Origin of the sequence: Nostoc sp. CALU 1950 (assembly GCF_051172895.1) — a bacterium.
In the GTDB taxonomy this organism is placed as follows: Bacteria; Cyanobacteriota; Cyanobacteriia; order Cyanobacteriales; family Nostocaceae; genus Nostoc; species Nostoc edaphicum_A.
The window spans coordinates 1-6,034 of sequence record NZ_JBDNJQ010000269.1 but is presented as its reverse complement, the minus strand read 5'-3'; the positions used below and the strand labels follow the sequence as shown (position 1 = coordinate 6,034).

The 6,034-nt window shown below is 42.8% G+C and carries 4 protein-coding genes; 1 reads left to right on the top strand and 3 read right to left on the bottom strand.

Translation table 11 applies throughout. The features are described from left to right. A partial coding sequence (locus ABF638_RS36380; RefSeq protein ID WP_435027619.1) for a Calx-beta domain-containing protein occupies positions 1-2,393 on the top strand: 2,393 nt, incomplete at its 5' end. A 46-nt stretch (positions 2,394-2,439) separates the two neighbouring features. Here the strand turns inward: ABF638_RS36380 and ABF638_RS36375 are convergent. From ABF638_RS36375 to ABF638_RS36365, 3 genes are all read right to left on the bottom strand, one after another. Beyond that, positions 2,440-3,990, bottom strand: a complete 1,551-nt coding sequence (locus tag ABF638_RS36375) for a mercuric reductase (RefSeq protein WP_435027618.1) — start codon at positions 3,988-3,990, stop codon at positions 2,440-2,442. Positions 3,991-4,368: 378 nt separating this feature from the next. Beyond that, positions 4,369-5,142 (bottom strand): TVP38/TMEM64 family protein, encoded by a 774-nt coding sequence (locus ABF638_RS36370; RefSeq protein ID WP_435027617.1) that lies wholly within the window; start codon positions 5,140-5,142, stop codon positions 4,369-4,371. Then, the gene (locus ABF638_RS36365; RefSeq protein ID WP_435027616.1) at positions 5,111-5,869 is read right to left on the bottom strand and encodes a TVP38/TMEM64 family protein; all 759 of its coding nucleotides are present in this window, start codon (positions 5,867-5,869) and stop codon (positions 5,111-5,113) included. Before ABF638_RS36365 ends, ABF638_RS36370 begins: the two co-directional genes overlap by 32 nt. Positions 5,870-6,034 lie beyond the last annotated feature (165 nt).

Below are 6,034 nucleotides of genomic sequence, written 5' to 3'. Positions count from 1 at the left end.
TTAACTGGGCCCTTGGTTCTCCAGATCCATCCGTAGGTGTAGATACCTTCTCAGCGCGTTGGACAGGCCAGGTACAAGCCAAGTACAGCGAAACTTACAATTTCCATACCACTACTGATGATGGTGTGCGACTGTGGGTGAATGGTCAACAAATCATTAACAAGTTTGTCGATCAATCAGCTACAGAACACAGTGGCTCGATCGCACTGGTTGCTGGTCAAAAGTATGATATTAAGCTCGAATACTACGATAAGACATACGAAGCTGTTTCCCAACTATCTTGGTCAAGCGCTTCTCAGACTAAGGAAATCATTCCTCAGTCTCAACTGTATTCACCAGTTCTTGCGACCACCATCACTTTAGGATCATCTTCCACAACTGTGAACGAAGGCGCTGGTGGTGTAACCGTAACTTTGCTGAGAAGTGGCGATTTAAGTAGCACTTCTTCAATTAAGTATGCCACCATAGGTAATACTGCCACGAAAGGAGTTGACTATGGAAGTGGAGGTGTCGAAAGCGCTGGAACAATTATTTTTGCGCCGGGAGAAAGCAGCAGACAGGTATCTATTCCCATCAATGACGATTCTTTAGCAGAAGGAGATGAAACCTTTAACTTTGTCATTGATCAGGCAGTGGGGTCAACATTAGGACTCCAAAGAACTCTTGGAATTACGATTCAAGATAACGATAGCTCTAGTCTCAACTTCACTCAGCCAATAGTTAATGAGGGTGATGGTTCTGCGACGGTGACAGTTACACGGGGTAATGCTGCGGGGACTGCTCGTCTGGACTACACAACCGTGGATGGGACTGCAAAAGCTGGATCTGATTACCAGAATAGATCTGGAACCTTGAATTTTGCAGCAGGAGAAACCAGTAAGAACATTGTTATCCCCATTATTAATGACAACGTTGGGGAGCCAAATGAAGCATTTTCTTTGAGGTTTAGTAATGCAGTTGGGGTACAGCTAGCTACTCAACAGACAGCTATTAGTATTATTGATAACGACCCTGGTAACTTTGCTTTAGATACAGTAGCTTCTGGTTTAACTCAACCTACAGCTTTTGACTGGACAGCTGACCAGAAGAAGATGTTTGTTGCCCAGAAAAATGGAATAGTGCGAGTCTTAGACAACGGCACATTATTGCCAACAGCATTTATCAATATTTCTGGACAGGTAAATGACACGCGCGATCGCGGTCTTTTAGGCATTGCCGTACATCCAGATTTTGGCAAAACTGCAACCGGCAACAATTACGTTTACCTATTGTTTACCTACGATCCACCAGAAACCAATCCAAACAATCCTAAGAACAATCCCAATAGCACATTGGACAATACCGATCAGTTTGGGAATCGTACTGCACGGTTGATTCGAGTGACAGCTGACGCCAAAACTAATTACACTACTGCTATTGCTGGCAGCGAAGTTGTGCTGCTAGGCAAAAATAGCACTTGGGACAATATTGTTCGTCCCGATGGCAACAGCACAAATGTCTCACTTGGCTACGCACCATCAGGAATTCTCAACAAAGATACTGGTAAGCCGTTTACCAGTTTGGAGGATTATATCAATAATCTCGATAAAGTCCAAAATGTCCAGGATTTTATAGCCAGTGATAGTGAATCTCACTCAGTTGGTTCTGTGCGCTTTGGTACTGATGGTTCTCTGTTTGTCAGCATAGGAGATGGAATTTCCTACAATGGGGTAGATATCCGAGGAATACGCGTCCAGGATGTCAATAACCTGTCTGGTAAGCTCCTGCGGATTGATGCAATTACTGGTCAAGGTTTATCAAGTAATCCTTTCTACAACGGAGATCCCAATAGCAATAGTTCCAAAGTTTATAACTTAGGTTTGCGTAACCCCTTCCGCTTTACAATTGATCAGAAAACCAATACCCCCTATATTGGTGATGTTGGCTTCGGTAGTTACGAAGAGATTAATATCGGCAAACCAGGAGCTAACTTTGGCTGGCCATTCTATGAAGGTGGCAAGGATGCAAATGGCAATATTGTCAGCCAAAAACAAATATACTATTCCAACCGAGAGCAAGCGCAAGACTTTTACAATAGTGGCAAAACGGTTACGGCACCAGCTTACACTTACGAGCATTTTGGTTCCAATTCGATTGTCATGGGTGACTTTTACAGAGGTAGTACGTTCCCTTCAATCTATCAAGATGCCTTATTCATTGGTGATTTCAGTCAAGGAACTATCGATGCTGTGAAATTCGATAGTCAGGGTAAATTTGTCTCAGTTAAGCGGTTTACTTCCTCACAAGACAGACCAAATCTAGGAGTCACTGCACAAATCAGCACTGGCAAAGATGGCAATCTGTACTATGCAGACTTGATAGGAGGCGCGATTAAACGCTTCCGAGCTGTTTAGAGATGATATAACAGCGAACAGTGAAACAACTGTTCGCTGATTTTGGTCAAGATAACTTGGTCAAAAATCCCAACAATTTTTTGGTATTTGATGTCAGGAGTGTTCGACGATAAGCATCAGCTGCTTTTTTAATGGCTTCGGCTTGAGTGGGATAAGGATGAATTACACTGCTTAACTTACTCAAACCGATTTTATTCACCATTGCCGTAGTCACTTCTGATATCATTTCACCTGCGTGACTGGCGACAATAGTTGCACCGATAATTTCATCAGACCCCTTTTTATGGTGTATTTTGAGAAATCCTGACTCTTCACCATCTGCGATCGCTCGATCTACACTATTAAAAGGTATCTTAATTGTTGTCACCTCAATACCCAATTTCTGCGCCTCATGTTCATACATCCCTACATGGGCAATTTCTGGGTCAGTATAAGTTACCCAAGGCATCACCAAACTACTGAGTTTCGAGCGTCCCAATCCAAAGGGAGAAAACAGCGTATTCTTAATCACAATCCGCGCCGCCGCATCAGCAGCATGGGTAAACTTCCAGTTCATGCAGATATCGCCAGCCGCATAAATTTTGGGATTGGTCGTCTGGAGGTAATCATTTACCTTTACGCCTTGGCGCTTGTCATATTCCACCCCTACTGATTCTAAATTCAAACCTTCCACATTTGGCGATCGCCCCGCACCGACTAAAATTTCATCTACTGTCACTGAATCTCGATGACCATTAGAGGAAAAGTAAAGCCGTTTTCCCTCAGTAACAGTTACCACTTCTTCCAACTTGGAATTCAGCACTACGCGAATTCCTTCGTTAATCAAAACCTTTTGGAGAATTTCAGCAGCTTCAGCATCTTCTTTATTCAAAAGATGAGAACCGCTATGAAAAAGTACCACCTCAGAACCCAAACGGCGGAAAGCTTGCGCCAATTCGCAACCAATGGGGCCACCGCCAATCACCGCCAAATGTTCCGGTCGTTGAATCAGGGAAAAAACCGTCTCATTGGTTAGATAACCGGCCTGTTCAATTCCCGGAATCGATAGTTGTGCAGCTCTTGCACCAGTCGCAATTACAGCTTTTTTAAACCGCAGAGTTTTATCGCCAACTTCCACAGTATTTTTACTTGCAAATCGACCACTACCCAAAAATACATCAACACCCAAGTTTTGAAACCGCTCCGCCGAGTCATTATGGCTGATATCAGCCCTTATTCGCCGCATCCTGGCCATGACTTTCGGAAAATCAACATCTATACCATGTTGGGGAATATTAACTCCCAAGTCTTTAGCGTCCCAAATTTCACCAACGATGCGGGCAGACCGAATAATAGTTTTAGATGGTACACAACCAACATTTAAGCAATCTCCACCCATGAGATGCTTTTCAATTAACGCCACTTTTAAACCCAAATCCAGACCCGCAGCCCCCGCCGCAACCACTAATCCCGCCGTACCAGCCCCAATTACTACCAAATCGTAAACATCTGCGGGTTGAGGATTAACCCAATTTGGCGGATGGACGTAAGACACCAACTTTTGGTTATATTCATCCATTGGACGAACTGTAACTCTTTCTAAATCTGAATTGGTCATTGGCGAAACCTCTTTTAAAATTAAGAATCCCGATTAATTTAGGTGGCTCAGTCTTTTATTTTTATGCTTGCAAAGGGGGAACTAGATTTCTTTTTCCCCCCAATGCATCGCTACAGTGTACACACAAGTCCTAAAAACCTAGCTTGATAAGCATTTCCTCGTTCCCAGTCTCCGACTGGGAATGTATTCATTGAGTCTCTGACTCAATATCTGACTAGAGGCAGAGCCTCTAATAACCCATTCCCAGTCTCCGACTGGGAACGAGATAAACAAGAGAACAAAGGGAAATCGAGCTTTTTTCGACTTGTGTGTACACCGTAGCTTGGCAAGGGGGGGACTAAGGGGGTAATTCGACTTGTACACACAAGTCGAATTACCCTACAATTCTTCTTCTAAAGCTTTGCGTGCAATCCGGGTTACATAAACTGTAACGGCGACTGTCGCAATCAAACCCAAAATGCGAATTACCCATTGTAAAGTCGGGTTGGTAGGTTGAGCCTCAGTCCCAATCATGGCCAGATTACCTGCAAGAGAACCAATATAAACGTACATAATGGTTCCGGGAATCATGCCTAGAGAGCCGAGGAAGTAATCTTGAAGTGAAACTCCTGTGATACCAAAAGCATAGTTCAGCAAATTGAAAGGAAATATAGGGGACAGTCGCGTTAACAGGACAATTTTTAATCCTTCTTTACCTACTGCTTTATCAATGGCGGCAAATTTTTTGTTATCTGCGATTTTCCGAGCAACCCAACCCCTAGCTAAATAACGTCCCACAAGGAAAGCAGCTGTAGCGCCAAGGGTTGCACCAATGAACACGTAGAAAGAACCCCAAACTGCACCAAAAATCACACCTGCTCCCAAAGTGAGAATAGAACCTGGGAAAAAAGCGACGGTAGCGATAATGTAAAGGGCTATAAAAGCTAAGGCTCCCACCGCACCCAGGCTATCAATCCACTGCAAGGCGTCGCGTAAAATGGCTTGGGGATTGAAAGAATTTGGATTTGCAGATTCTTGTGCTAAAGCTGACTCTGTGTTGAATGAGAAAGCGATCGCCAATATCAGTAATGTTAATATACTTAAGCTAAAAAACTTCTGCAAGTTTCTGGCATCAATACTTTTAAATATCTGAATGATTGTTAATTTTGTCATGGGTTGTTATTTCTTCTATTGCTACGCTTTGAGCTAATGCTTTCTGAGCAATTTTTGTGATATACACAGTCACCGCAACAGTAGCAATCAACCCAACTACTCGCATTATCCATTGCCAAACTTGAGTTTCTGGAGTGATTGGTTGATGAGACGTGTTAATCATGGCAAGATTACCAGCTAAAGAACCAATATAAACGTACATCACAGTACCGGGAATAATACCGAAGGAACCTAATATGTAGTCTTTGAGAGAAACCTGTGTAACTCCAAAAGCATAATTTAATAAATTGAAGGGAAAAATGGGACAGAGACGAGTCAAAAAGACAATTTTCCATCCTTCTTTGGCAACTGCTAAATCAATCGCTTTAAATTTAGGATGTTTGTCCATTTGTTGAGAAACCCAATCCCGTGACAGGTAACGTCCAATGATAAAAGCTAAGGTTGCTCCGACTATTGCAGCAATTAGCACATATATTGATCCCCAAAATACTCCAAACAAACAACCACCTTTGAGCGTTAGTAGGGAACCCGGTACAAACAGTAATGTTGCCAAGTTGTAAATGACTATGTAAGCGATAGGCCCTAAAATTCCAAGACTCTCAACCCAAATAACTGAGGTTTGTAAAAGTCCCTGAATGTTTAACTGTTTAGCGGCAATTATTAGAGTGACAATCAGGCAACTTAGCAGCAGTAATTTGAGTTTAGAATTTAATACGCGCTTTCTCATTTTTATAAGTTTCACCTTCTGAGGCTTGATGTTGACCTTCTGAGGCTCAAAGTTGACCTTCTGAAGCTCAACTTTGAAACTTACCCTCAAATCTAATGCCCCTCAATACAGTTCGGTTAAGGCAAAAGACGCGATGAATCGCCGTCTCTACAATAATCGGTCTTT